The sequence below is a fragment of the Nonomuraea endophytica genome (genome assembly GCF_014203235.1).
GTDB classification, from domain to species: domain Bacteria; phylum Actinomycetota; class Actinomycetes; order Streptosporangiales; family Streptosporangiaceae; genus Nonomuraea; species Nonomuraea endophytica.
This window is the reverse complement of record NZ_JACHIN010000014.1, coordinates 286,316-309,476: the sequence shown is the minus strand read 5'-3', so window position 1 is coordinate 309,476 and position 23,161 is coordinate 286,316. Positions and strand designations below refer to the sequence as shown.

20 protein-coding genes and 1 tRNA gene are annotated in these 23,161 nt (G+C 68.9%); 14 read left to right on the top strand and 7 right to left on the bottom strand.

Annotated elements, in window-relative coordinates; translation table 11 throughout:
* The first annotated feature begins 51 nt into the window (after positions 1–51).
* Positions 52–125 (top strand) — tRNA-Thr (locus tag HNR40_RS41340).
* Positions 126–760: 635 nt separating this feature from the next.
* Here HNR40_RS41340 and HNR40_RS41335 read toward each other — a convergent pair.
* The 3 genes from HNR40_RS41335 to HNR40_RS41325 form a co-directional block, all read right to left on the bottom strand.
* Positions 761–2,386 (bottom strand): MFS transporter, encoded by a 1,626-nt coding sequence (locus tag HNR40_RS41335; protein ID WP_184971438.1) that lies wholly within the window; start codon positions 2,384–2,386, stop codon positions 761–763.
* Positions 2,387–3,037: 651 nt separating this feature from the next.
* On the bottom strand, positions 3,038–3,439 hold the full coding sequence (locus HNR40_RS41330) for a VOC family protein (RefSeq protein WP_184971436.1): 402 nt from the start codon (positions 3,437–3,439) through the stop codon (positions 3,038–3,040).
* A gap of 10 nt (positions 3,440–3,449) precedes the next feature.
* Complete coding sequence (locus tag HNR40_RS41325; protein ID WP_184971434.1) at positions 3,450–4,076, bottom strand: GNAT family N-acetyltransferase; 627 nt, start codon at positions 4,074–4,076, stop codon at positions 3,450–3,452.
* Positions 4,077–4,196: 120 nt separating this feature from the next.
* Between HNR40_RS41325 and HNR40_RS41320 the strand changes: the two genes are divergently transcribed.
* A complete protein-coding gene (locus HNR40_RS41320) occupies positions 4,197–4,724 on the top strand; it encodes a DUF305 domain-containing protein (protein WP_184971432.1) in 528 nt (175 codons plus the stop codon).
* Positions 4,725–4,813: 89 nt separating this feature from the next.
* Here HNR40_RS41320 and HNR40_RS41315 read toward each other — a convergent pair whose 3' ends face one another.
* On the bottom strand, positions 4,814–5,932 hold the full coding sequence (locus tag HNR40_RS41315; protein ID WP_184971430.1) for an alpha/beta hydrolase: 1,119 nt from the start codon (positions 5,930–5,932) through the stop codon (positions 4,814–4,816).
* A gap of 65 nt (positions 5,933–5,997) precedes the next feature.
* On the opposite strand from HNR40_RS41315, the gene HNR40_RS41310 reads away from it, so the two are divergent.
* Genes HNR40_RS41310 through HNR40_RS41280 form a run of 7 tightly spaced genes read left to right on the top strand, consistent with a single transcriptional unit; the run spans position 5,998 to position 15,319 of the window.
* Positions 5,998–6,705, top strand: a complete 708-nt coding sequence (locus HNR40_RS41310; RefSeq protein WP_184971428.1) for a FadR/GntR family transcriptional regulator — start codon at positions 5,998–6,000, stop codon at positions 6,703–6,705.
* 10 nt (positions 6,706–6,715) lie between these two features.
* A complete protein-coding gene (locus HNR40_RS41305; RefSeq protein WP_184971426.1) occupies positions 6,716–7,963 on the top strand; it encodes an ABC transporter substrate-binding protein in 1,248 nt (415 codons plus the stop codon).
* Positions 7,960–8,805, top strand: a complete 846-nt coding sequence (locus HNR40_RS41300; RefSeq protein ID WP_312896707.1) for a carbohydrate ABC transporter permease — start codon at positions 7,960–7,962, stop codon at positions 8,803–8,805. Before HNR40_RS41305 ends, HNR40_RS41300 begins: the two co-directional genes overlap by 4 nt.
* 60 nt (positions 8,806–8,865) lie before the next feature.
* Complete coding sequence (locus HNR40_RS41295) at positions 8,866–9,675, top strand: carbohydrate ABC transporter permease (RefSeq protein WP_184971424.1); 810 nt, start codon at positions 8,866–8,868, stop codon at positions 9,673–9,675.
* Complete coding sequence (locus tag HNR40_RS41290) at positions 9,675–12,665, top strand: glycoside hydrolase family 38 N-terminal domain-containing protein (RefSeq protein ID WP_184971422.1); 2,991 nt, start codon at positions 9,675–9,677, stop codon at positions 12,663–12,665. The genes HNR40_RS41295 and HNR40_RS41290 overlap by 1 nt, the downstream gene beginning before the upstream one ends.
* A complete protein-coding gene (locus HNR40_RS41285) occupies positions 12,652–13,884 on the top strand; it encodes an enolase C-terminal domain-like protein (RefSeq protein WP_184971420.1) in 1,233 nt (410 codons plus the stop codon). The genes HNR40_RS41290 and HNR40_RS41285 overlap by 14 nt, the downstream gene beginning before the upstream one ends.
* 10 nt (positions 13,885–13,894) lie before the next feature.
* The gene (locus HNR40_RS41280; RefSeq protein ID WP_184971418.1) at positions 13,895–15,319 is read left to right on the top strand and encodes a S10 family peptidase; all 1,425 of its coding nucleotides are present in this window, start codon (positions 13,895–13,897) and stop codon (positions 15,317–15,319) included.
* Here the strand turns inward: HNR40_RS41280 and HNR40_RS41275 are convergent.
* The 3 genes from HNR40_RS41275 to HNR40_RS41265 form a co-directional block, all read right to left on the bottom strand.
* Positions 15,308–16,048 (bottom strand): SDR family NAD(P)-dependent oxidoreductase, encoded by a 741-nt coding sequence (locus HNR40_RS41275; protein WP_312896706.1) that lies wholly within the window; start codon positions 16,046–16,048, stop codon positions 15,308–15,310. The two genes, HNR40_RS41280 and HNR40_RS41275, sit on opposite strands and share 12 nt — an antisense overlap.
* Before the next feature lie 101 nt (positions 16,049–16,149).
* Positions 16,150–17,112: a DUF4432 family protein gene (locus tag HNR40_RS41270; RefSeq protein WP_246510104.1), complete on the bottom strand. Its 963-nt coding sequence runs from the start codon at positions 17,110–17,112 to the stop codon at positions 16,150–16,152.
* A 44-nt stretch (positions 17,113–17,156) separates the two neighbouring features.
* Entirely contained in the window at positions 17,157–18,260 is a 1,104-nt protein-coding gene (locus HNR40_RS41265; protein WP_184971412.1) for a DUF5005 domain-containing protein, read from the bottom strand.
* A gap of 123 nt (positions 18,261–18,383) precedes the next feature.
* On the opposite strand from HNR40_RS41265, the gene HNR40_RS41260 reads away from it, so the two are divergent.
* The 5 genes from HNR40_RS41260 (at position 18,384) to HNR40_RS41240 (ending at position 23,160) form a co-directional block, all read left to right on the top strand.
* Positions 18,384–18,596, top strand: coding sequence for a hypothetical protein (locus HNR40_RS41260; protein ID WP_184971518.1), 213 nt, complete (start codon positions 18,384–18,386; stop codon positions 18,594–18,596).
* 106 nt (positions 18,597–18,702) lie between these two features.
* Positions 18,703–19,035, top strand: a complete 333-nt coding sequence (locus tag HNR40_RS41255) for a type II toxin-antitoxin system VapC family toxin (RefSeq protein WP_184971507.1) — start codon at positions 18,703–18,705, stop codon at positions 19,033–19,035.
* A gap of 67 nt (positions 19,036–19,102) precedes the next feature.
* Positions 19,103–20,713, top strand: a complete 1,611-nt coding sequence (locus tag HNR40_RS41250; protein WP_184971410.1) for an ABC-F family ATP-binding cassette domain-containing protein — start codon at positions 19,103–19,105, stop codon at positions 20,711–20,713.
* Positions 20,714–20,777: 64 nt separating this feature from the next.
* On the top strand, positions 20,778–21,581 hold the full coding sequence (locus tag HNR40_RS41245; protein ID WP_184971408.1) for a hypothetical protein: 804 nt from the start codon (positions 20,778–20,780) through the stop codon (positions 21,579–21,581).
* Between the two features lie 130 nt (positions 21,582–21,711).
* On the top strand, positions 21,712–23,160 hold the full coding sequence (locus tag HNR40_RS41240; RefSeq protein ID WP_184971406.1) for an RNA polymerase sigma factor: 1,449 nt from the start codon (positions 21,712–21,714) through the stop codon (positions 23,158–23,160).
* Position 23,161 lies beyond the last annotated feature (1 nt).

Here is a 23,161-nt window from a genome sequence, read left to right as displayed (position 1 = left end):
GGAGCGAGAAGTGCCGCACCTCCTGTAGACTTCATCACGCTGTACGGCAGTGCCGCCTTAGCTCAGTCGGCCAGAGCACTTCACTCGTAATGAAGGGGTCTCGGGTTCGAATCCCGAAGGCGGCTCCGCGGGAAAAGGGCCCTCCCGGATCATCCGGAAGGGCCTTTTTCGATCTTGTTCAGCTGCATAGCTACGAGGTCAACCGCTTGTTCAGCGCTTGAGCGCCTTGCGGTCTCCGGAGAGGGGACCTGGGTGTAGACGTTCACCGTGACCGTTATCCGGGAGTGGCGGACGTGGACCGGGTGAGGGCGTGCTCGCAGGCGGTCTTGTCGCGCAGGGACGACCCGGGCCCTCGCCTCCCAGGTGGCCAGGAGGGACTGGTGCATGGCCCCGCCTTTCCCCTGCGGTCCCTCGCGGGCGATGCGGATCAGCCGCAGGGACGGGCGGGAATCCCGCCCCGCAATTCCCCGTCCGTAATGGGCTCGCCGAGCTGGTCCGTCAGAATTTGCGCGAAAGGCCCCGGCGGGGCCGGGCACCTTCAGCCATTTATAGCGAGCCTTTCTGCTGATCGTGTCGGCCCAGCACTCTCTTGTTGATCTCAGGCGCTGGTGACCATTGCCGCCGGGCCAGACACTTGGCCGGCAACGACGGCATATCCTCCACCGTCCTCGAATTCTCGGCCTATGCGGTCCTCGCAGGGCCTCCTGCCGCTCCTTTCGCGGGGGGCGATTCACGGACGGTGAAGGATTTTCGGATGGCGTTATGACTCAGCGTGGATATCGCTGCTTGATGACCCCGCCACTTTCTTCGCTCGGTCAGGGGTGGCCTCCGGTTGCTGTTTCGGCAGGAGGGCGCAGAAAGTGGTGGCGGCGATGAGGATGGCGGCGGTGGCCAGGAGTGTGGTGTGAATGGCGCCGGTGAAGCTGGTGGTGAAGGCCTCGTTGCCCAGGCGTTGGAAGAGGGCGGCTTCGGTGGTGCTGAGGCCGGGGGGCGGGGTGGGTGGGCTGAAGTGCTCGGCGGCTCTGGTGATGGCGGTCATGAACTTCTCGCGCAGATGCGGGGGTAGTTGGGCGGCCTGCTGGGTGGCGTTGGTTTGCAGGGCGGCGGTTAGGCGGGTGGAGAGTAGGGCGCCCAGGACAGCCAGGCCTACGACGCTGCCGATCTGGCGGATGGTGTTGGCCACGCCGGAGGCGGCGCCGGCCAGTTGTGGGTTGACGCCGTCCATCGTGACCTGTTGCAGAGGGGCGTACGTGGCGCCGTTGCCGAAGCCGATGATGATCAGGCCGGGCAGCAGGCTCCACGTGCTGCTGTTCGGGGCGGTGGTGAGGGTTAGGACGAGCAGGCCGGCGGCTAGCATGGCCAGCCCGGCCATCAGGATGTACTTGCCGCCGAACTTGTCCGACAGCCGGCCGCTGTATGCGGAGCCGAACGCGGTGATGACGGCGCCGGGGAGCAGGAGCAGGCCGGTGTCCAGCGGGGTGTGGCCGCGGGCCGTCTGCAGGTGGAGGACCATGACGAGCGGGATCGCCATCATGCCGACGTAGAAGATGAAACCGACCCCGTTGCCGATCGAGAAGTTCCGGGCGGTGAACAGGGCCATCGGGATGAGGGGCTCGCTCTTCTCGCGGGTCTCCCAGAGGACGAACAGGGCCAGCAGCACGATTCCGGCGACGATGATGGAGCCGATGGTGGTGCCCCAGTCGTAGCGCTCGCCTTCGATGAGGCCAAAGACGATGCCGGTCAGTCCTGCGGTGGCCAGCGCGACGCCTACCAGGTCGAGGCTGCGGGTGCCGGCGGAGCGCATGGGCGGGGCGTAGATCAGGGTCAGGATGATCGTGATTACGCCGATCGGAATGTTGATGAAGAAGATCCACGGCCAGCTGAGCTTGGCGAGGATGAAGCCGCCGACGATCGGCCCGGCTACCGGAGCAAGCCCCGCGATCGCGCCGAAGAGGCCGAACGCGCGGCCGCGCATGTTCCCGGGGAAGATCGTCAGGATCGCTGAGATGACCTGGGGGAACAGCAGCGCCGTACCCACGGCTTGCAGCACCCGTGCGGCCAGTAGCTGGGCTCCGGTGTCGGCCAGCCCGCACAGGCCCGAGGCGACGGTGAAGAGCGTGATGCCGATCAGGAACATCCGCCGGTAGCCGAAGATGTCCCCGAGCCGTCCTGTGGTGATCAGCAGCACCGTGAAGACCAGCAGGTAGGCGTCGAGCACCCACAGCACCTGGTTGTACGAGGCGTCGACGCTGCTGATGAGCGTGGGGACGGCGATGTTGACGATGGTGCCGTCCAGCAGGGCCATGAAAAAGCCGGCGCAGAAAATGCCGAGAACCAGCCACGGCCGCCGCGTGACCGGTGCCTCCGCCGAATTGACTTCTGTCACTCTGGTTACCTCCATGAGCGGAAAACCGGTCATGGCCAAGGGACACGCCTATTCGGCACGGTGGCGAGCCCAGGGCTCGCGACCGGTAATGGAACTCTCCTCCGCGGCGGCAGGCGAACGCCGCGAAGTGGCACTGAGTGCGGTGAGAACCCGAACCGATCGCGATTAACGGCAGGAAACGGGTTCCCGCGCACTCCGAGGCATACAGAGATGATCAGAACGTCGGACGTCCGATTGCGTCACCGCGGCCGCGACAAAAGGCGGACTCACGCGCCGTATTGCCAGCACCATCGCAGAGATACTCTCTTCCAGGTGTGGAACGACTCCCACCTTTTCCGCGGCCATCGGGGCCCGAAGAAGCTGGTTGGCGAGGCGTGAGCCCGCGGTGAGAAGTCTCGTTCGAGACTTTAGCAAGCCCGTCGCGGCCGGGAAACCAGATCTTCGGCGACGGCGGTCTCGACCACTGGGCACCCAAAAAGGTCAACACCCGGGACGGCGGCCGATGGGTCTCCGTCGAGGAGCCCACCGGCCACAACATGAAAATCATGACCCGCCCGTACGGCAGCGGCGGCCGGGGAACCCACGGCGGACGTGCCGCTCGGCAGGACCCCGGAGACGAGGTGAAGGCGCGGCCGGCGAGCCCGGTCTCGGCTACGCCTGCTGGATGCGCACCATGTTTCCCGACGGGTCGCGGAAAGCCGAGTCGCGTGGGCCCCAGGGGCGGTCGATGGGTTCCTGGAGTACTTCGGCGCCGAACGCCCTCACCTTCTCGAAGGTGGCGTCTAGGTCGTCGGTGCTGAAGACGATCATCGGCAGGATGCCCTTGACCAGCAGTTCCCGCAGGGCGTCGCCGTCTTCCTGGGAACGGCCGGCGTGCGGCTGCGACAGCACGAACTCCAGGCCGGGCTGCGTCACGCCCCCGAGGGTGACCCATCGGGACACGTCCGAGCCGACGTCGTTGCGCACTTCCAGGCCCAGGGCGTCGCGGTAGAACGCGAGCGATTCGTCCAGGTCGTTGACGGTGATGTGGCAGTACTGAAGTGCGAGGTTCATGCCGTCGACGTTAGGTGGCGGGGGCCGTTGGATGCTTCTTCATTCCTGCTCGGACGTGGAGGCGCGCGATCAGGGTCCGGCGTACGGCGGGCCACTCGGGAGCGATCATCGAGAACATCGCCGAGTCCCGGAGCTGCCCTTCCTCGCCGGGCGCCCAGGAGACGGACCAGCTCCGCAGTACACCCTCGAAGGTCGCGCCGAGACGTTCGAGGGCGCGGCGGGAGCGCTCGTTACGGGCGTCGGTTTTGAGGTCGACGCGCGCCACGCCCAGCACGTCGAAGGCGTGGTCGAACATCAGGAGCTTGGCCTCGGCGTTGATGCCGCTGCCCTGGGCGGAGGCGGCCAGCCAGGTGAAGCCGATCTCGATGGCGCGCAGGTCCGCGCGGCCGGGCCAGGTGCGGGGGTCCCAGAAGCCGGTGCAGCCCACGGCCATGCCGTCCCGGGTGCGTACCTGGGCGAAGGGGGTCAGGCCTGGGCGGGTGAGCTGGGCGGATATGTACGACTCGACCTCGTGGGCCCGAGGGACCATGGTGAACGTGTAGGACGAGCGGTCCTCCTCGGCGGCCTTCGCGAGGTCGGGGGCGTGGCCGAGGGTGAGGGGCTCAAGCCGGACGAGCGTGCCGTGCAGCGTACTCATCGGGCGATCATGCCGGACCCCGGCCGTCGGCAGCCAATACTTAAGGGAGGATTAAGCACACTTAAGGGCGGACTTCGGGTCTCGACTCGACCGCCGTAACGTGTCAATCTCGGGTTCGAGATGAAAAGAGCATTCGCCCTGGGGCTTCTGTTACTGGCGGCCGCCTGCTCCGCGCCCGAGACGGAAGCACCGGCCAACTCCGAGGACGTCATGTTCCTCCAGATGATGATCCCGCATCATCGGCAGGGCATCGAGATCGTCAAGCAGGCTCGGGCCAAGCCCGTCCAGGACCAGCTCAAAGTGATGGCGATGGCGATCGAGTCCACGCAGGGGGACGAGGTCAAGAAGATGATGGAGTGGCTGCGGTCCTGGGACCAGCCGACCGTCGCGCCTTCCAGTGCCCACGACCATCATGGCGGGATGCCGGAGACCGACCGGGAGAAGATCGAGCGCCTGGCGAAGTCGAAGAACTTCGAGCCCGACTTCCTCAACCTGCTGATCGCGCACCAGGATGACGCCATCCAGATGGCGAAGATCGAAACCATGAACGGGATCAACCCGGACGTGAAGCAGTGGGCCGACCAGATCAGCAAGTCACGCAAGGCCCAGATCGACCAGATGATGACCCTGCTCAAGAAGAAGCCGTAGGACAGCGGGGAACAGGCCCGTAGGTGCGCTTCGCGCGATGAGGGCGGTCCTGGTCATGGAGAAGGCGCTGGGGAAGAGAAGGCGCGGGGTCAGAGGGATGCCATGGGTAGTTTTGTGGCGAAGTCGGTGACGGTTTTCTCGTAGGCCTCCGGATCGACGTTCCATGAGCCGACGTGCCCACCCCCTTGCGTACGCACCACGTTCACCAAATCCGACCGAACCCGGGCAAACTCCAAAGCAGGCCCAGGCGGCACCCCCGTGTCGGAGTCGTCCACGAACAGCAGCACAGGCATCCTGAACTCCTGGGCGTGCGCCACGTGATTCAGCTCCGCCAGCGAGATCCCCGTCCGCCGCTCGATCACGAACTGCCCCACCGAGGCCAGCCACAAGGGCACACCCTGCTCCCGAGCCCCCGCCTCGATCGGCCCGTTCCAGTCCATCACCGGACTGTCCAGGACGATCCCCCTGATCGGCTCCTTGGGGAGCTTGCGGGCAGCCATCGCGACGATCCCGCCGCCCATCGAGTACCCGTAGAGCACCACCCCGCCCGCCCCCTGCGACCGCGCGTAGGAGATGGCCGCCGCCACCTCCTCCCACTCCGTCGCGCCCAGGTGGAACTTCCCGTCGGGCCCGGCCGGCGCTCCGGCGTCGTTGCGGTAGCTGATCCCCAGCACCGGCATCCCCAGCCTGTGGAAAGCCGGGGTGATCCGCAGCGCCTCGCTGGCGTTCGCGTTGCGCCCGTGCACCGCGATCACCCACGTCTTCGACTTGCCCTCCGTCTGCCACGCCGGGAACTCGCCCAGTTCCGAGCGGATTTTCACCTTCTTGTACGGCAGGCCGAGCGCCGACTCCGGATCCTCGTTGGCCCACACCCACCGGTCGAGGTAGCCGCGGACCCCGGGCTTCAGTTCGCCCCGCCGTACCTTGAGGACCTCGCGCGTCACCGTCCCGGGACCGGTGGAGATCACCTTGCCCAGGGTGGCGTTGCCGTCCTTCCACGTCAGCCCGTAGGTGCCGGGCGCGGCCGTGTCGCCGCCGCCCTTGAGCGTGACCTGGTCGGCGGTGGCCTCGGTGACCTCCAGCGGGTAGGAGTTCTGGCCGCCTGACGGGTCGATGACCATGCCGGAGTAGTACCAGCCGGCCGCGCCCAGTCCGGCCGTGCCGAGCACGAGGAGGACGGGCACCGTCCACGCCAGGATCCTTTTCATGGGCTGCAAAATACTCCGAAAGCACGCATAGACGCAGTGCACGTAAGGTGATTAGATGACTTGATATGTCGGCCGAAGTCACCCGTCCCACGCTCTCCGACGCGCTTACCGAGCGCATGCTGGAGCTCATCCGTACCGGAGGTCATCGTCCGGGCGACCGGCTGCCCTCGACAAGAGAACTGTCCCAGCGCTTCGCTGTCACCACCCCGACGCTCCGCGAGGCACTGCGCAGGCTCGAAGCCACCGGCGCGATCGAGATGCGCCACGGCTCCGGCATATACGTCGGCTCCGCGATCGAACGTCTCGTCATGCCCAACCCCAACATGCGCGAGATGCGCGGCGCCCAGCTCCTGGAGCTGCTCGGCGCCCGCATCGTCATCGAGCCGCCGCTGGCGGCCATGGCCGCGCAGCACGCCACCGCCGAGGGCATCGCCGCACTGCGCACGATGCTCGACGAGGCGGCGCTCCACCTGCGCGGCGAGGACGCCGAACTGCACGACGCCAACATGACCTTCCACCGGGCCACCGCCCGGCTGGCCGGAAACGGCGTCCTGCACGAGATCGTCGACTCGCTGCTGACCGTGCACGCCAACGAGCAGCGGGAGATCCTGCAGATCTTCGATGACCGGCGGCGTGACTACGACGAACACCTGGCGATCCTCGAAGCGATCGAGGCAGGTGACCCCCAGGCCGCTGAGCGGCTGATGAAGGCCCATCTCGCGGACGTGAAGAGCGTCGTCGAGCTGAGGCTGCACCATCCCCCCATGGAGTAAGGAGTCCGGCATGCGCACTCTGGCCGCGCTCGGATTGGCCGCCACCCTCACCCTGGCGGCCTGCGGTGGCAACGACGCCGCAGCACCGCAGAAGAAGAGCGAGCTGTCGCTCTACAACGACAAAGGTGCCTGGAGCAAGTATTTCGACGGCATGGGCGCCCTGTCCAAGCAGCAGATCAGCCTGTCGATGAAGCCGGTGGGTTACACCGACTCGGCGCAGTACCAGGCGTTCATCAAGGCCTCGTTCCGCACCGACGTGAAGCCCGACCTGTTCACCTGGCAGACCGGGGGGATGCTCGAAGAGATCGTCAAGCAGAAGCAGGTCGCCGACACCACCGCAGTCTGGCAGGAGGCGATCAAGGCGGGTGACCTGCCGCAGGATCTGGCCCCCTATTACACGGTCGGCGGCAAGCAGTACTGCGTCCCGCTCAACGTCGCCTACTGGGGCATGTTCTACAACATGCCGGTCTTCGAGAAGCACGGCGTCAAGCCGCCGACCACCTGGGAGGAGCTGATCAAGGCCGCGGACACGCTGAAGAAGGCCGGGGTCACGCCCTTCTACCACACCAGCGTGTTGTTCTCCTTCGTCTGGTTCGAGCAGCTCATGGCCGGGATGGATCCCGACCTGTACGACCGGTTGTCCACCGGCAAGGCCAAGTACACCGACCCGGGCGTGGTCGCGGTGATGGACAAGTGGAAGGAACTCATCGACGCCGGATACTTCGTGAACGCCGGTGACAAGACCGACCCGGCGGACCTGCTGAAGACCGGCAAGACCGCGATGGTCTCCTTCGGCACGTTCTTCAACACGAGCATGACCACCCGCAGCATGGCGCCGGGCAAGGACTACGGCTTCTTCGTCATCCCGAACGTCAACACGTCGCTGCCCAAGACCTCGGTCATCTTCGAGAGCGGCCCGCTCTGCGCGCTGGACAAGGCCGCCGACCCCGCGGCCTCGATGAAGTACCTCAAGTGGTGGACGAGCGCCGGAGCCCAGGAGAAGTGGGCAAGCAGCAGGGGCGACGTCAGCGCCAACCCCAAGGTCACGGTCAAGGACGAGGCGCTCAACTCGATCACGAAGGACGCGGGCAGCGGTAAGTACCGCCTGGTCAACCGCTACTTCGAGGCGACGCCGCCGCCGATCCTGTCGGCCGCGCTGGACGGCTTCGGCAAGTTCGTCTCCGACACCAGCACCACCAAGGAGGTGCTGGAGACGATTCAGAAGGCCGCCGACGAGTACTGGAGCACGCACCAGTGAGAACCGCTCCCATCCTCGGGCGGTTCCGGGGCGGGTACGTGGCCCCGGCGGTCCTCCTGGTCGCCGGGCTCCTGTACGCGCCGTTCCTGTGGACGGCCTACCTCAGCCTCACCGCCTACGACGGCCTGGCCGACCCCGAGTTCGTCGGCCTGCGCAACTTCACCCGGCTCTTCGACGACCCGGCGCTGCTCACCTCGACCAGGAACACGCTGATCTGGGTGGTCGGCACGATGGTGCTCCCGGTCGGGCTGGGCCTGCTGGTGGCGGTGCTGTCCTACGACATCAAGGGCGGTGCCTGGTTCCGGGTGCCGTTCATGCTGCCGTACGCGCTGAGCGGCGCCGGGCTCGGCATGGTCTGGAGCCCCATCCTGTCCCACGACGGGATCGCGAACCTGCTGCTCGGCACCGACACCGCGTACATGCAGGAGGCGCCGCACAACACGATCGCGATGCTGCTGGTGTGGACGTGGCAGCAACTCGGCGTGAACACGCTGTTGTTCGTGGTCGGCCTGCAGTCGATCCCGAAGGCGCCGATCGAGGCGGCCAGGCTCGACGGGGCGTCGGGCTGGTCGTTGTTCCGGCACGTCATCTGGCCGCTGATGCGCCCGCTGACCGCGGTCGTGGTGGGGCTGGCGCTGGTGGCGGGGCTGAAGACGTTCGACATCGTCTGGGCGATGACGCAGGGCGGGCCAGGACGCAACTCCGAGACGCTGGCGGTGATGATGTACCGCGAGACGTTCGTCGCCACCAAGTACGGCTACGGCTCCGCGGTCGCGGTGCTGCTGACCGTGGTGGCCGGACTGGCCTCCTGGCTCTACCTGAGGAGGCAGGTCAATGGCTGAACGAAGTGAAGCCATCAGTGGACACAGCATCTTGATCATGAGGCCGACGAAGGAGGCCTCGTGATTCGCCGACTCGTGCTGGTGGTGCTCGGGCTGATCTGGCTCGGTCCCACCTACCTGCTGCTGGTCAACGCCTCGCGCCCGGCCGACGCCTACGACCCGGCCAGCGCATGGGTCCCTTCGGGCGACTTCGCGCTGTTCCAGAACTTCTCGACCGCGTTGGAGCGGGCCGACCTCGCCCAGAGCCTGGCCAGCACCGCCCTGTACAGCGTGGTCTCGCCCCTGCTCGGCGTGCTCATCGGCGCCATGGCCGGATACACGATCGTGGTGCTCAGGCTGCGCTTCGGCTTCCTGTGGTTCATGCTCATCTTCGGCGGCACGATCTTCCCGTCACAGATGCTGCTGGTGCCGCTGTTCATCGGCTACAGCGACGCCGGGCTCTACGACGACCGCTTCGGCATGCTGCTCCTCTACACCGCGATCAACGTGCCGCTGGCCGCGTTCGTGCTGCGCAACTTCTACTCGGGCGTGGCCTTCTCCATCTTCGAGGCGGCCAGGATGGACGGCGCCTCGACCTTCCGCATCTTCTTCCGCATCTACCTGCCGCTCTCGATGAGCGCGCTGGCCGCGGTCTTCATCCTTGAGTTCACCTTCATCTGGAACGACCTGATCTTCGGCCTGGTCCTGACCCAGTCCGAGGGGGTGCGGCCGGTCATGGTCGCGCTCAACGGCCTGATCACCGACGTCTACGCGGGCACGCCCGTCCCCGTCGGCCTGGCCGCCGGCCTGATGGTCTCGCTGCCGACGGTCGCGTTGTTCCTCGCCACCCAGCGCCTCTTCGCCAGGGGCCTTTCTCTAGGGAGTGTGTGATGACGAGCCGGTTGCTGCAGAGGAGCCTCGGTTCCCCGGACTACGACGGAATCAGGCAGGCGCTGCGGCACGACACCTCGACCCCGGTGATCAGTGTGCGCGGCTTGGAGGTACGGCTGGCCGTACTGCCGTTGTTCACCCATGACGGGCGCCAGGCGGTCAGGGTGTCGTGCACCGGATTGATCGGCTCCGACCTGATCGTGTCGCTGAAGGACGTTGATCAGAAAACGGGCGCGGACGTCACCCTGCTGGTGCCGGAGGTGACCGAGCCCAGGACGTTCACGCTGGAGGTGCGCGACGCCGCGGGCGTGATCGGCTCGGCCGAGGTCACGGTGACGCCGCAGCGCAAGTGGAGCGTCTTCGTCGTGCACCACTCCCACCTGGACATCGGCTACACCGACCCGCAGGGCACGGTCCTGCGCCACCACTTGGAATACCTCGACGCGGCGGTACGGCTGGCCGACGAGACCGCCTCGTGGCCGGACGACGCCAAGTTCCGCTGGACGGTCGAGTCTTCGATGCCCGCGGCCAAGTGGCTGGCGGCCCGCCCGGCCGAGCAGGTGGAACGCTTCAACCGGGCGGCCCGCGAGGGGATCATCGAGGTCACCGCGCTGCCGTTCCAGCTGCACACCGAGGCGTGCTCGACCGAGGAGCTCTACCGGCAGCTGCGCCAGGTCTTCGACTTCCCGGTCAAGTCGGCGATGCACACCGACGTGCCCGGCGCCGTGGTCGGGCTTGTCGACGCGCTCAACGCGGCGGGGGTGCGGTATCTGGCCGCGGCGCACAACTGGGCCGGGCGGTCGGTGCCGTATCTGCACGGCGGCGACAAGCTGACCAGGCCGTTCTGGTGGCAGGCGCCGTCGGGGCAGCGGGTGCTGGTGTGGTTCACCGACACGCCGCACGGCATGGCGTACATGGAGGGCAACACGGTCGGGCTGACCGACTCCTACGAGTTGGCCGACGACCTTTTGCCGCGTTACCTGTCGGCGCTGGCCACCCGGGGGTATCCGTATGGGCCTGGCACGTTCGGGTGGCAGGGGCCGGACGCGCCGCGGGAGCCGTACGAGCTGGATGTGTTGCATCTGCGGGTGCAGGGCGCGCACGCCGACAACGCGGGGCCCTCGATCGTCCCGGCGTCGATCGCGCGGCGCTGGAACGAGCAGTGGGCCTGGCCGAGGCTGCGCTCGGCGGTCAACAGCGACTTCTTCGAGCACGTCGAGGAGCGCTACGGCGACCGGCTGGCCGTGCACGAGGGCGACTGGACCGACTGGTGGGCCGACGGGCTCGGCTCCGGCGCCCGGCCGCTGGGATATGTGCGGCGGGCGCAGTCCTCGCTGAGGGCGGCCGAGACGCTGCACACGCTGGCCGGTGTCGACGCCACCGAGCAGATCTCGCTGGCCTACGACAAGGTGGCGCTGTTCAACGAGCACACCTGGGGCGCGGCCAACCCGTGGGAGGACGCCGAGGAGGCGGGCGACTCGGGCGGGCTGCAGTGGACCAGGAAGTCGGCCGGGGCCTACGACGCCCAGGACGACGCGGCCGACCTGCTGCACGCGGCCATCCGCCGGTTCGGCGCGGCGCTGAGCGGGGAGGGCGCGGCTTCGTTCGCGGTCTTCAACCCGGGCACGCACGCCAGGACGGACGTGGTGAAGGCGTTCCTGCCGCGCGACCTCGTGCCCATCGACGCGCCGATCGCGCTGAAGGACGCCAGGACCGGGCAGATCCTGCCCCACCACGAGGAGGTCGTGCTCCCGGAGGACTGGCCGACGCGGCCGATCGGGCGCCACCTGCACGCCGTGGTCCCCGACGTCCCCGGGTACGGCTACGCCCGGGTGGACGTCGTCGCCGCCGAGACGCAGGCTCCGGAGCCGGTCGACATGGGCACGGAACCGGTGATCGAGAACGAGTTCTACCGGGTCACCTACGACCTGCGCGAGGGCTACGTCCGCTCGATCTTCGACAAGGTGGCCGGTCGCGAGCTGGTCAACGCCGACGCCGCCGCCGGGTTCGGCCAGTACGTCTACGACCGCTACGCCACCGCCCCGCATTTCAACCACATGTCCGGACACGTGGGCGCGCACGACCGCACGCTGCTCGGCGACCGGGCCATCGCCAGGAACGCCGCCGTGGTCAAGGCGCAGCGCACCGCGGTGAGCGAGAAGCTCGTCGTGGAGCTGCAGGGCAAGGGCGTCGACTGGCTGCGTACCACCATCGAGCTGCACAGGGGCGTGCCCAGGCTCGACCTGACCTACCAGCTCGCCAAGCAGGGCACTCCGGCGAAGGAGGCGGTCTTCCTGGCCTTCCCGTTCGCCGCGGGCGCCCCGGCGGCCTGGGAGCTGACCGGTGGTGTCGGCGGTCCCGGCGTGCCCCGGGTGCCGGGTTCGGCGGAGTACATGCTGCCGATCCGCCACTGGATCGCCTACGAGGACCCCGAGCTGACCATCGCCTGGGCCACGATGGAGGCGCCGCTGGTGCAGCTCGGCACCATCCACATGCCGTACGCGCCATTCCCGCCCACGCTGGAGGAGGAGGCGGGCACCGTCTACTCCTGGGCGCTCAACAACATCTGGGACACCAACTTCCCCGCCCAGCAGCAGGGTGAGACCACGTTCCGCTACGCCGTCACCTCCTCGGCCGGAGTCGAGGCCAGACGCCTGGGCGCGCGGGCCGCGGCGGGGCTGACCGAGCCGTTCATCGGGGTCCTGACGACCGGCGCCGACGCGGAAGCACACGAGTACGTCCGCGTCGACCACCCCGACGTGCTGGTCACCTCGCTGGGCCGGTCGCCGGAGGGCCTGGTGGTGCGCCTGCAGTCGCTGGCGCCGCGGCCGGTGGAGGCGCGCGTGACGCTGCCCGGCCTGCGCGAAGCCCAGGTCAGCTCCGGGCTGCTCACCGACCTGGCGCCCGCGGCGGTCGACGGCGAATCGGTCAAGGTAGCGCTGCCCGCCTGCGGGGTGGCCGCCGTTTGGGGGACTTGTGAAGATCGTTGACATCCGGGCGACGACGGTCGCCGTCCCGCTCGAAGCGCCGCTGCGGCACAGCAACGGCGCCCACTGGGGCCGGTTCGTCCGCACGATCGTCGAGGTCGAGGCGGACAACGGGCTCGTCGGGCTGGGCGAGATGGGCGGTGGCGGCGAGAGCGCCGAGGCCGCCTTCAAGGCGTTGCTGCCCTACCTGACCGGCCACGACCCGTTCCAGCTCGAAGCGCTCCGCTTCAAGATCGCCAACCCCACCGCCTCGCTCTACAACAACCGCACGCAGCTGCTCGCGGCCATCGAGTTCGCCTGCCTCGACCTGGTCGGGCAGCACCTCGGGGTGCCGGTGCACGACCTGCTCGGCGGGCGCGTACGCGACGAGGTGGCCTTCGCCTCCTATCTGTTCTTCAGGTACGCGGCCGAGGGCCACAAGGAGATCAGGACCCCCGACCAGCTCGTGGAGCAGGCGCGCGAGCTCAAGCGGGAGCACGGCTTCACGGTGCACAAGCTCAAGGGCGGCGTCTTCCCGCCCGGCTACGAGCTGGAGTGCTACCGGGCGCTGGCCGCGGCCTTCCCCGAGGACCGGCTGCGCTACGACCCGAACGCCGTGCTCTCGATGGCCGAGGGCCTGCGGTTCGGCCGGGCCATCGAGGACCTCAACAACGACTACCTGGAGGACCCGGTCTTCGGCCTGGAGGGCCTGCGGCAGGTCCGCGAGCAGGTACGCGTGCCGCTGGCCACCAACACCGTGGTGGTCAACTTCGAGCAGCTGGCCTCGAACGTCATGCGGCGCAGCGCGGACGTGATCCTGCTGGACACGACCTTCTGGGGCGGCATCCGGCCGTGTGTGAAGGCGGCGGGCGTGTGTGAGACGTTCCAGCTCGGCGTGGCTGTGCACTCATCGGGCGAGCTGGGCATCCAGCTCGCGACCATGCTCCACCTGGGCGCGGTGCTGCCCAACCTCGGGTACGCCGCCGACGCCCACTACCACCAGCTCCGCGACGACGTGATCGAAGGCGGCAAGCTGCCGTACGTGAACGGCGCGATCGCGGTGCCCTCAGGCCCGGGGCTGGGGGTCCGGCTGGACCGCGACAAGGTGGCGCGGTACGCCGAGCTCTACCGGGAGACGGGCGGCTACCCGTACGACCGCGATCCGGGCCGGCCGGGGTGGTACGCGCAGGTGCCCAACGAGCGCTTTGCCGACCCTGATATTTCAGTAGAAGTCCGGACATAGTCTCATCCTCATGACGAACACCACTCCCGCCGACAACCTGGTCACCACCCTGCACACGCTCACCTCCGGCCAGCCGTACACGGCCAGGACCGGGACCATGGTGCTGCGGGAGGAGACGTTCACCGACGGCGCCTTCGACGGGCACCAGGCCAAGGCCGAGATGTTCGTCACCGCCTACACGCTCGACGGCGCCGACCCGCTGACGCGCCCCGTCACCTTCGCCTTCAACGGCGGGCCCGGGTCGTCGAGCGTGTGGCTGCATCTCGGGGTGCTCGGCCCGCGCCGGGTGGTCATGGGCGACGCAGGGGCGCTGCTGCCTCCGCCGTACGGGCTGGCCGACAACGCCGAGACGCTGCTCAACGAGAGCGACCTGGTGTTCATCGACCCGGTCTCCACCGGTTTCTCCCGGGCCGCCGAGGGCTCCAAGCCCGACGCCTACCACGGCTTCACCGGCGACGTGGAGTCGGTCGGGGAGATCATCCGGCTCTGGACCACCCGCAACGGGCGGTGGATGTCGCCCAAGTTCCTGGCCGGGGAGTCCTACGGCACGCTCAGGGCCGCCGCGCTCGCCGACCACCTGCAGACCCGCTACGGCATGTACCTCAACGGGCTCATGCTGATCTCCTCGGTGCTCGACTTCATCACCGGCGAGTTCAACCCGGGCAACGACCTGGCCTACGCCCTCTACCTGCCCACGTACGCGGCCATCGCGCACTACCACGGCCTGCACGGCGAGCGCCCGCTGGCCGAGGTGCTGCGCGAGGCCGAGGAGTACGCCGCCCGCGACTACCCGTGGGCCCTGGCCCGCGGCAACCGCCTCACCACCGAGGAGCGCGCCGCAGCCGTCGCCAAGGTCGCCGCGCTCACCGGCCTCGGCCCCGACTACGTGGACCGGGTCGACCTGCGCCTGGAGCACATCCGCTTCTTCACCGAGCTGCTGCGCTCGCGCCGCCGGATCGTGGGCCGCCTCGACGGCCGCTTCACCGGCTGGGACGAGGACGGCGGCCGCGAGCACTTCGACCGCGACCCCAGCATGAGCGCGATCGTCGGTCCCTACAGCGCCGCGCTCAACCACTACCTGCGGGCCGACCTCAGCTACACCAGCGACCTGCCCTACGAGATCCTCACCGGCCGGGTGCAGCCCTGGTCGTACAAGGAGTTCGAGGGCGCCCACGTCCACGCGGCCGACAGGCTGGCGGCGGCCATGCGCGACAACCACCACCTGCGCGTCCACGTGGCCTGCGGCTATCACGACGGCGCCACGCCGTACTTCGCCGCCGAGCACACCTTCGCCCAGCTGCGCATTCCGGGCGAGCTGAGCGGCAACGTCGAGTTCAAGTACTACGAGGCCGGCCACATGATGTACGTCCACGAGCCGAGCCGCCTGCGCCAGTCGGCCGACCTGGCCGCCTTCGTCAGAGGCTCACTCGGGTAGCGCGACCGGTACGCCGGACAGGAGGCCGCCGTCCACGCGGTGCTCGGAGCCGGTGATGAACGAGGCCCGCTCGCTGGCGAGGAACGCGACCAGCTCGGCCACCTCCGCCGGCCGGGCCACCCGGCCCAGCGGGTGGGAGCGTCCCCACTCGGCCACCATCTCCTCCTGCGTGCGCTCGCCCCGCCACAGGTCTGCCGCCCAGCGCAGCATGGGCGTGTCCACCGAGCCGGGGCAGACGACGTTGGCCCTGATGCCGTCGGCGGCGTGGTCGAGCGCCATGGACCTGGTCAGGCCGAGCAGGGCCGCCTTGCTGGTGGAGTAGGCGGCCACCCGCGTCTGCGAGGCGAAGGACTGGACGGAGGCGACCACGACGATCGCCCCGCCGCCCCGGGCGCGCAGATGCGGGACGGCGGCCTGGCAGGCCAGGAAGACGCCCTTGACGTTGACGTCCATGACCTCGTCCCAGGTCTCCTGCGGGGTGTCCTCGACGGTGCCGTAGCGCTGCACGCCGGCGCAGGTCACCACGATGTCGAGGCCGCCGTGGCGGGAGACCGCCAGCTCGGCGAGCTCGCGCATCTGACCGGCGTCGCGCACGTCGGCCGCCACCCCGGTCACCCGCTCGCCCTCCACGGGCAGGCCATCGCCGAGGCCGCAGAAGACCACCGAGGCCCCGCCGGCGACCAGCCGGTCGACGACCGCCCGCCCGATCCCCGTGGACCCGCCGGTCACCAAGGCCACCTTGCCCTCAACGTCTTTGCCCTCAACGTCTTTGCCCTCAACGTCTTTGCCCTCAACGTCTTTGCCCTTAACGTCTTTGCCCTCAACGTGGTTCACGCCAGCACCTCCGCGCGCCATCTCAGCACCTTGCTCTCGTACGGCCCCAGCGCCATCGCCGTGCCGTTGCCCACGGCCGCCGCCAGCCCGTCGGTCGGCATGCCCGCGAACGGTTCGAGCCCGAGCACGTAAGCCCGGCCCCACCAGGGATAGTCCACCGACGCGCCGAACTCCTGCCACATCCACAGATACGGCAGCATCTCGGCATCCCATTCCACCCGCATGCCGATCTCTCCCGAGATCTCATACCAGCCTTCGCTGAAGCCGGTCAGGTACACCATGTCGCTCGGCGAGCCGGGCGCCTGCACCACGCCGAGATCGGTGGTGCCACCGCCGTCGGCGGGCACCAGCGGCCAGTCCCAGGGCCCGCCCGGCGCCACCCTGCGGCCCGCCGGGTTGATGGCCGTCTCGTGCGGGACCACCTTCACGCCGCCGGGCAGCCTGATCCGGTGGCCGGGCTTGAGGAACGGCGCGCCGTACACGATGTGCTGGCCCCACATGGCGTGCAGGGGCAGGCCGCTGTCGTTGGCCGCGCGGCCCTCGACCTCCAGCGCGGGCGATCCGGCCGCGAGCGTGAGCGTCCTTTCCAGCCGGTACGGCAGGCGCCGGGTGCGCACGCTGAGCCGTACCGAGACGAGCTCGGGCGTGTCGGCCACGACCGCGCACTCCCACGGCAGCCCCGACACCTCGCCGTGCTGGGCCAGGCGGGCTCCCCGGTAGAGGCTGGGCGCGCCGCCGCTGGGGAAGATCTCCTGCCAGCCGCCCTCGTAGTGGTCGATGAACTGGGCCACGTCGTCGGCGGCGCCGTGCAGGTGCCCGGCGGGGGCGCGCAGGCCCTGCGGGGAGAGCCAGACGAAGTCGGTGTCGGTCGGCCTGTGCAGAAACTCGACGACGTCGCCGCCCTTGCCCGGCAGGACGGTGACGCGGAGAAGCTCGTTCTCCAGCGTCACCGCGTCCATGCCGTCAAGGGCGAAGCGACGAAGACGGGCGGCCCAGTTACGCCTCAACCAAACCTCACGTCGATGAACCGCGGGCGGTAGATCGACACGTCGCGGTAGTGGTCGGTGTTGACGAAGCTGTTGACGTTGTAGGAGACCACGAGGCCGTCACCGGCCACCGCCGGGTGGGCGTGGGCGTTGTAGGTGAAGACGTTCCCGTTGGTCTCGGGGGTCGTGTAGAGGACCTGCTTGCCGGTGAACGGGCCGGTCGGCGAGCAGGAGGAGTAGGCCACGATCTTGGCGCTCAGCGCCTCGGTCGTGTCGTGGGTGATCAGGACGTAGCCGTCGCCGACCTTGGTCACGCTGTACTCGTTGGCCACGCCTTCCATCATGCGCGCCGAGTCCCGCTCGGACGGCGACCAGGTGCCGGCGGCGGTCCTGAACTCCCAGCGGCCCAGCAGGCTCTCGCCGCGGACCCTGGCCAGGTGCATGTACTTGGTCGCGCCCTTGTCCTCGACGCCGTAGACGTAGGTGTAGCGGCCGTCCTTGAGGATGCCGGAGGCCCAGGCCACGCTGTTGCCGGAGGGCAGGTTGTGCACGCTGAGCGGGCGCTCCATGCGGCCCTGCGCGAAGCGGGCCACGACGTTGCGGTGCCACTTCCAGTCCCAGGCGCCGTCGCCGAAGCGCTCGTACTCCTGGTAGGTCACCTCGACGATGCCACCGGCCAGCGTCACGTCGCCGGCCCAGTACCAGTGCTTCTTGTCGCGGGGCGGCATCACGGCCGCGGGCTTGCCGGGGCGGCCGCCGTAGATCGTGCGCAGCCGTCCCTCGCGCTCCAGCGCGAAGGTGTTGTTGAGGAACACGGTCGTGCCGCCCTCCTCGACCACCGGCGGCCGGGACCCGTCCGGGTTGACCTGGCCGAGGAAGGTGTCGGAGAAGACCCAGAGCTCCTTGCCGCTGGGCAGGCGGACCGAGTAGGTGCCGTCGGCACCCGTCCAGTCGTCGAGGCGGGAGTTGTCGTTTCCGTAGGTGCTGAACAGGCTGGTCAGCCGGGGGTTGATCGACGAGCCGCGGAATTCGGGCGCGCAGTTGGCCTCGGCGGCCATGGCCTGCTGAGGCAGGAGGAGCGCGAGTAGGAGTGGGACTAAGACCAGGCGCAGACGCTTCATCACACATCCAGGGGGGGGAGGAGGTGAGCCGACTACAGTTCTAGTCATCAGATCACTTATTGTCTACCCCCGAAAACCCGGATGACCCGCTGCCGATCACGCTCGAATCGTTAGACTCCGCATATGAGCGCGATCCGTGATGAGCTCCACTCGCTGGTCGATCAGCTGCCCGAGGACCAGGTGCCGCCGGTCCTGGCGCTCGTCCGTGAGAACATCGCGGCGACACACCGCCGTGGGGGAGCAGTACGGACCCTCGAACGGATCCAGAAGCGGATGCGTGGAGTGACGGGCGTGGACGAAGAGCTCCACCGCCTTCGGGACGAGTCGCGTGGCTGACGCCTACGTTGTTCGATACGGGCGTGTTTCTGAGGTGGTTCGTCGATCAACCCGGTTTCGAACACGCTCGCGAAGTCCAAGTGGCTTTCCTGCATGATCGGTCGGGCTGGAGACAGCCGATTTCGCGCGCATCGAAGTCGCGGGAGTTCTGCGGAAGAAGGGGCTTCTCTCCGGTCGCCTGACGGCTGAGGAGTTCGTCGCGGCCGTTCGAGTCATCGATGAATTCGGGATTCACGTCCACCAGGTCGACGCGGACAGGCTCGAGAGAGCCGCCGCCCTGGCGGTCCGGCTCACGCTCCGCATGTATGACGCGATCTTCGCCCAACTGGCGCTGGACAGAGCCATTCCGTTGCTCACAACCGATACCAAGCTCTGCGCCGCGGTCGAGGGAGTCGTGAAGACCGAACTTCTCCGGGGTGTGGTCGATCGCACGAGCTGAAAAATCGGATGCCCACCCGCGAAACGCCCATGTAGCCTGCGCGAGGAGCTTGGGGGAGGGATCGGAGATGGGTCACGTCGAGGTCGGACACCTGACGTACGTGCTGCCGGACGGCCGGCCGCTGCTGAACGACGTGTCTTTCCGGATCCCCGACGGGATCAAGGCGGCGCTCGTCGGTCCCAACGGGGCCGGCAAGACGACGCTGATGCGGCTGGTGGCGGGCGACCTGCAGCCGGTCGAGGGGAGCGTGGCCAGCTCCGGCGGGCTCGGCGTGATGCGCCAGTTCATCGGCAGCGTCCGTGACGGCTCCACCGTGCACGACCTGCTGCTCAGCGTCGCGCCCCCGCCGGTGCGGGCGGCCGCGGCCAAGCTGGAGAAGGCCGAACTGGCCATGATGGAGCGCGAGGACGAGAAGACGCAGCTCCGCTACGCCCAGGCCATCACCGACTACACCGACGCCGGTGGCTACGACATCGAGGTGCTCTGGGACACGTGTACGGTTGCCGCGCTCGGCGTGCCGTACGACAACGTGAAATATCGGGACGTGGCCACCTTGTCGGGCGGCGAACAGAAACGGCTCGTGCTGGAGGCGCTGCTGCGCGGCCCCGACCAGACGCTGCTGCTCGACGAGCCCGACAACTACCTCGACGTGCCGGGCAAGGAGTGGCTGGAGGGCCAGCTCAGGGAGACGTCCAAGACGGTCCTGCTGGTCAGCCACGACCGGCAGCTGCTGGCCAACGCCGCCGACCGCATCGTCACCGTGGAGTCCGGCAACATCTGGATCCACGGCGGGAACTTCACCACCTACGCCGACGCCAGACGAGCCCGCAACGAACGCCTGGAAGAGCTGCGCCGCCGCTGGGACGAAGAGCACGCCAAGCTCAAAGCCCTGGTCAACATGCTCAAAAACAAGGCACGCTACAACGACGGCATGGCCCCGGCCTACCACGCCGCCCAGACGCGGCTGCGCAGGTTCGAGGAGGCGGGCCCGCCGGAGGAGGCGCCCAGCGAGCAGAACATCCGCATGCGCCTGAAGGGCGGCCGCACCGGCAAGCGGGCGGTCATCTGCGAGGAGCTCGAGCTGACCGGCCTGATGAAGCCGTTCTCCACCGAGATCTGGTACGGCGAGCGCGTCGCCGTCCTGGGCTCAAACGGCTCGGGCAAGTCCCACTTCCTGCGCCTGATCTCCGGCGATGACGTGCGCCACACCGGCGTCGCCAGGCTCGGCGCGCGCGTGGTCCCTGGCCTGTTCGCCCAGACCCATGCCCGCCCCGACCTGCGGGGACGCAGCTCGGTCGAGATCGTCATGACCGAGCACGCCAGGCTCAAGAACGAGGCCATGAAGATCCTGGCCCGCTACGAGCTGGCCGGGCTCATCGCCGACCAGCGCTTCGAGACGCTGTCCGGCGGCCAGCAGGCCCGCCTGCAGATCCTGCTGCTGGAGCTGTCCGGCGCGACGCTGCTGCTGCTCGACGAGCCCACCGACAACCTCGACCTGGCCAGCGCCGAGGCGCTCCAGGTTGGCCTGGACGCCTTCGACGGCACCGTGCTGGCGGTCACCCACGACCGCTGGTTCGCCGCGGACTTCGACCGATACCTGGTCTTCGGCGCCGACGGCACCGTTTACGAGGCTCCTGAGCCGGTGTGGGATGAGACGCGGGTCGTGCGCCCACGTTAAAGAATGGGTACGCCATGCGCGTGTCTCACGCATGACGTGCCCATTAACCGGCTATCACGGCAAAGTGATCCTGCGTAGCCGAACCGTCACTGTCCTCGCACTCGGCGCGATCTTCCTGACCGGGTGCTCAGAAGAAGCGCAGCCTGCCCAGCTCAAGCCGCTGGCGCTGAAGGAGCAGGTGTCCAACACCGTCAAGACCGCCTCCGGCTACGCCGTGAACTGGGCCGGCGTGCTCACCAACGCCAACCCCTGGCACTTCGGCGAGCACGTGGTGGCCACGGTGATCGGCCGTGACGCCGCCGGCGCCGAGGTCGTGCGCATGGACCAGCCGCTGGACGCGGTCCCGCCGGGCGGCTCGCTGTCGTTCGCCGGCCAGGCCAGCGCCTCGGAACGACCGGCCAAGGTCACCATCGAGTACCGCCCGGCCCAGTGGCGCGCGGCGGCCAGGATCGCCTCGGCCTTCCGCACCTTCCCGGTCTCGGGCGTCCAGACGCTCAAGCAGAAGGACGGCACCTACCTGGTCACCGGGTACGTGGACAACCCGTACTCGCTGCCCGCGAGCAGCCTGGTGGTCAACGCCCTGCTGCGCGACCCGGCGGGCAAGCTGGTCGGCGGCGGCTACGCGTTCGTGGACGACGTGAAGGCGGGCGCGCCGCCGCGCTTCATCCTCACCGTCGAGGGGCTCGCGCCGGGGGCGAAGGTGGCCAAGACCGAGGTGGTGGCGCGTACCTGGGGCTCGACCGGCCGGCCGTTCGAGGAGCTGGCGCTGGCCGGAGCGGTGCCGGTGCACACGGTCATGCCGACGACCGAGCCGTTCGCGGTGGACCGCGGGCGTACCGCGCTGCCCGGCGACGACCACAAGGAGTGAACCGCCGCGCCCTCGGGCGCGGCGCTTTCGCAACAATTCCTTTTTATTCGGACTTTTTATCTGCGGGCCATTCTGTCATTAGCGCTGAATCGGTAGAACTACTAGTTACCAATCCATTACCTTCAGCAACATGACTGACCGCGTCCTGGTCGAGGCTCTCCGCGCCGACGACCCGGGTGCTCTGGCTGCGCTCTACGACACGTATGCCGAGGGCATCTACCAATACTGCTGGTCCCTCCTCCAAAGCTCCGACAGCGCCCAGGTGGCGTTGCGCGACACGCTCATCGCCGCGGAGGCGCACATCGGCGCGCTGGCCGAGCCGGAGCGCCTGCGCCCCTGGCTCTACGCGCTGGCCCGCGGCGAATGCGCCCGCCGCCGCCTCGCGGCGCCCCAAGGCGCGCAGACGCTGACCGAAGCCCCGGAGCCCGACGACCCCGACGACGCGGATCTGCGGGTCATGGCATGGAACGCGGTGCGGAGCCTGCCGGCCGGCGACCGCGAACTGCTGGAGCTCAGCACCCGCCACGCCCTGCCCACCTTCGACCTGGCCGCCGTCCTCGGCACCTCGCCGCGCCAGGTCGAGACCGCCGAGGAGGAGGCCCGCGAGCGCCTGCGCGACGCGATCACCGCCGAGTTCCTGGCCAGGAAGGGCCCCTACGACTGCCCGCGCCGCGCCGACATCCTCGCCGGCTTCTCCGGCGAGCTCACCAACGAGATGCGCAGGCAACTCGTCCGGCACGTGGCCCACTGCGACCTGTGCGCCCCGCACCGCAACCGGCAGATCTCCGCCGCCAAGGTCTTCGAACTGCTCCCGGCGGCCCGGCTGCCGCAGTCGCTGAGGGTCCGGGTAATGAGCTGCTTCATCGACCCCGAGCTCCTGCCGTACCGCCGCTACGTCGCCAGGCGCTCGGCCGCCCTGGACGCCGCCGGCTTTCCCAGCCCGGGGGAGAAGAAGGCTCGCAAGTGGCCTCAGGCGCTGGCTGGCGCGCTGGCGGCCGTAGCCACGGTGATCGCGATCGGCGTCGTCTTCCACCAGTTCGGCACCGAGACCGGCGGCCTGTCCGGCCTCGCCACCGGCGCATTCCCGGCCACCGGCGAGCCGCCCGGCATCAGGCTGCCCTGGGCCCCCGACCCACAGGACACCGCGATCCAGGTCGAACCCATCCCCGACAGCACCGCCACCCGCCCCGTCGGCGTCCTGGCCGCCACCGAGCCGTCGGCGGTCACCCCGCCCGCCGCCCATCCCACCACCACGCCGCCCGCCCGCACGCCCACCCCGCCCACGCCGACTCCCACCGCGTCCACCACCCCACCGGCCGCCCCCGACCCGGGCGAGCCCGGTGACCCCGGCGGCGAACCCGGAGCCGGCCGTCCCACCAGGGACCCGCAGGGCCGCCCCACCCGCACGCCCTGCCCGACCACCCCCGCGCCGACGCCCACCCCCACACAAAAGCCCACCAAGACCCCTGCTCCGTCGGCCACCCCCACGCAGACCCCCACCCAGACCCCCACCCAGACCCCCACGGCCACGCCGACCGCCGAGACCCCCACCGCCGCCCCCGACCCGACCGCGAGCTGAG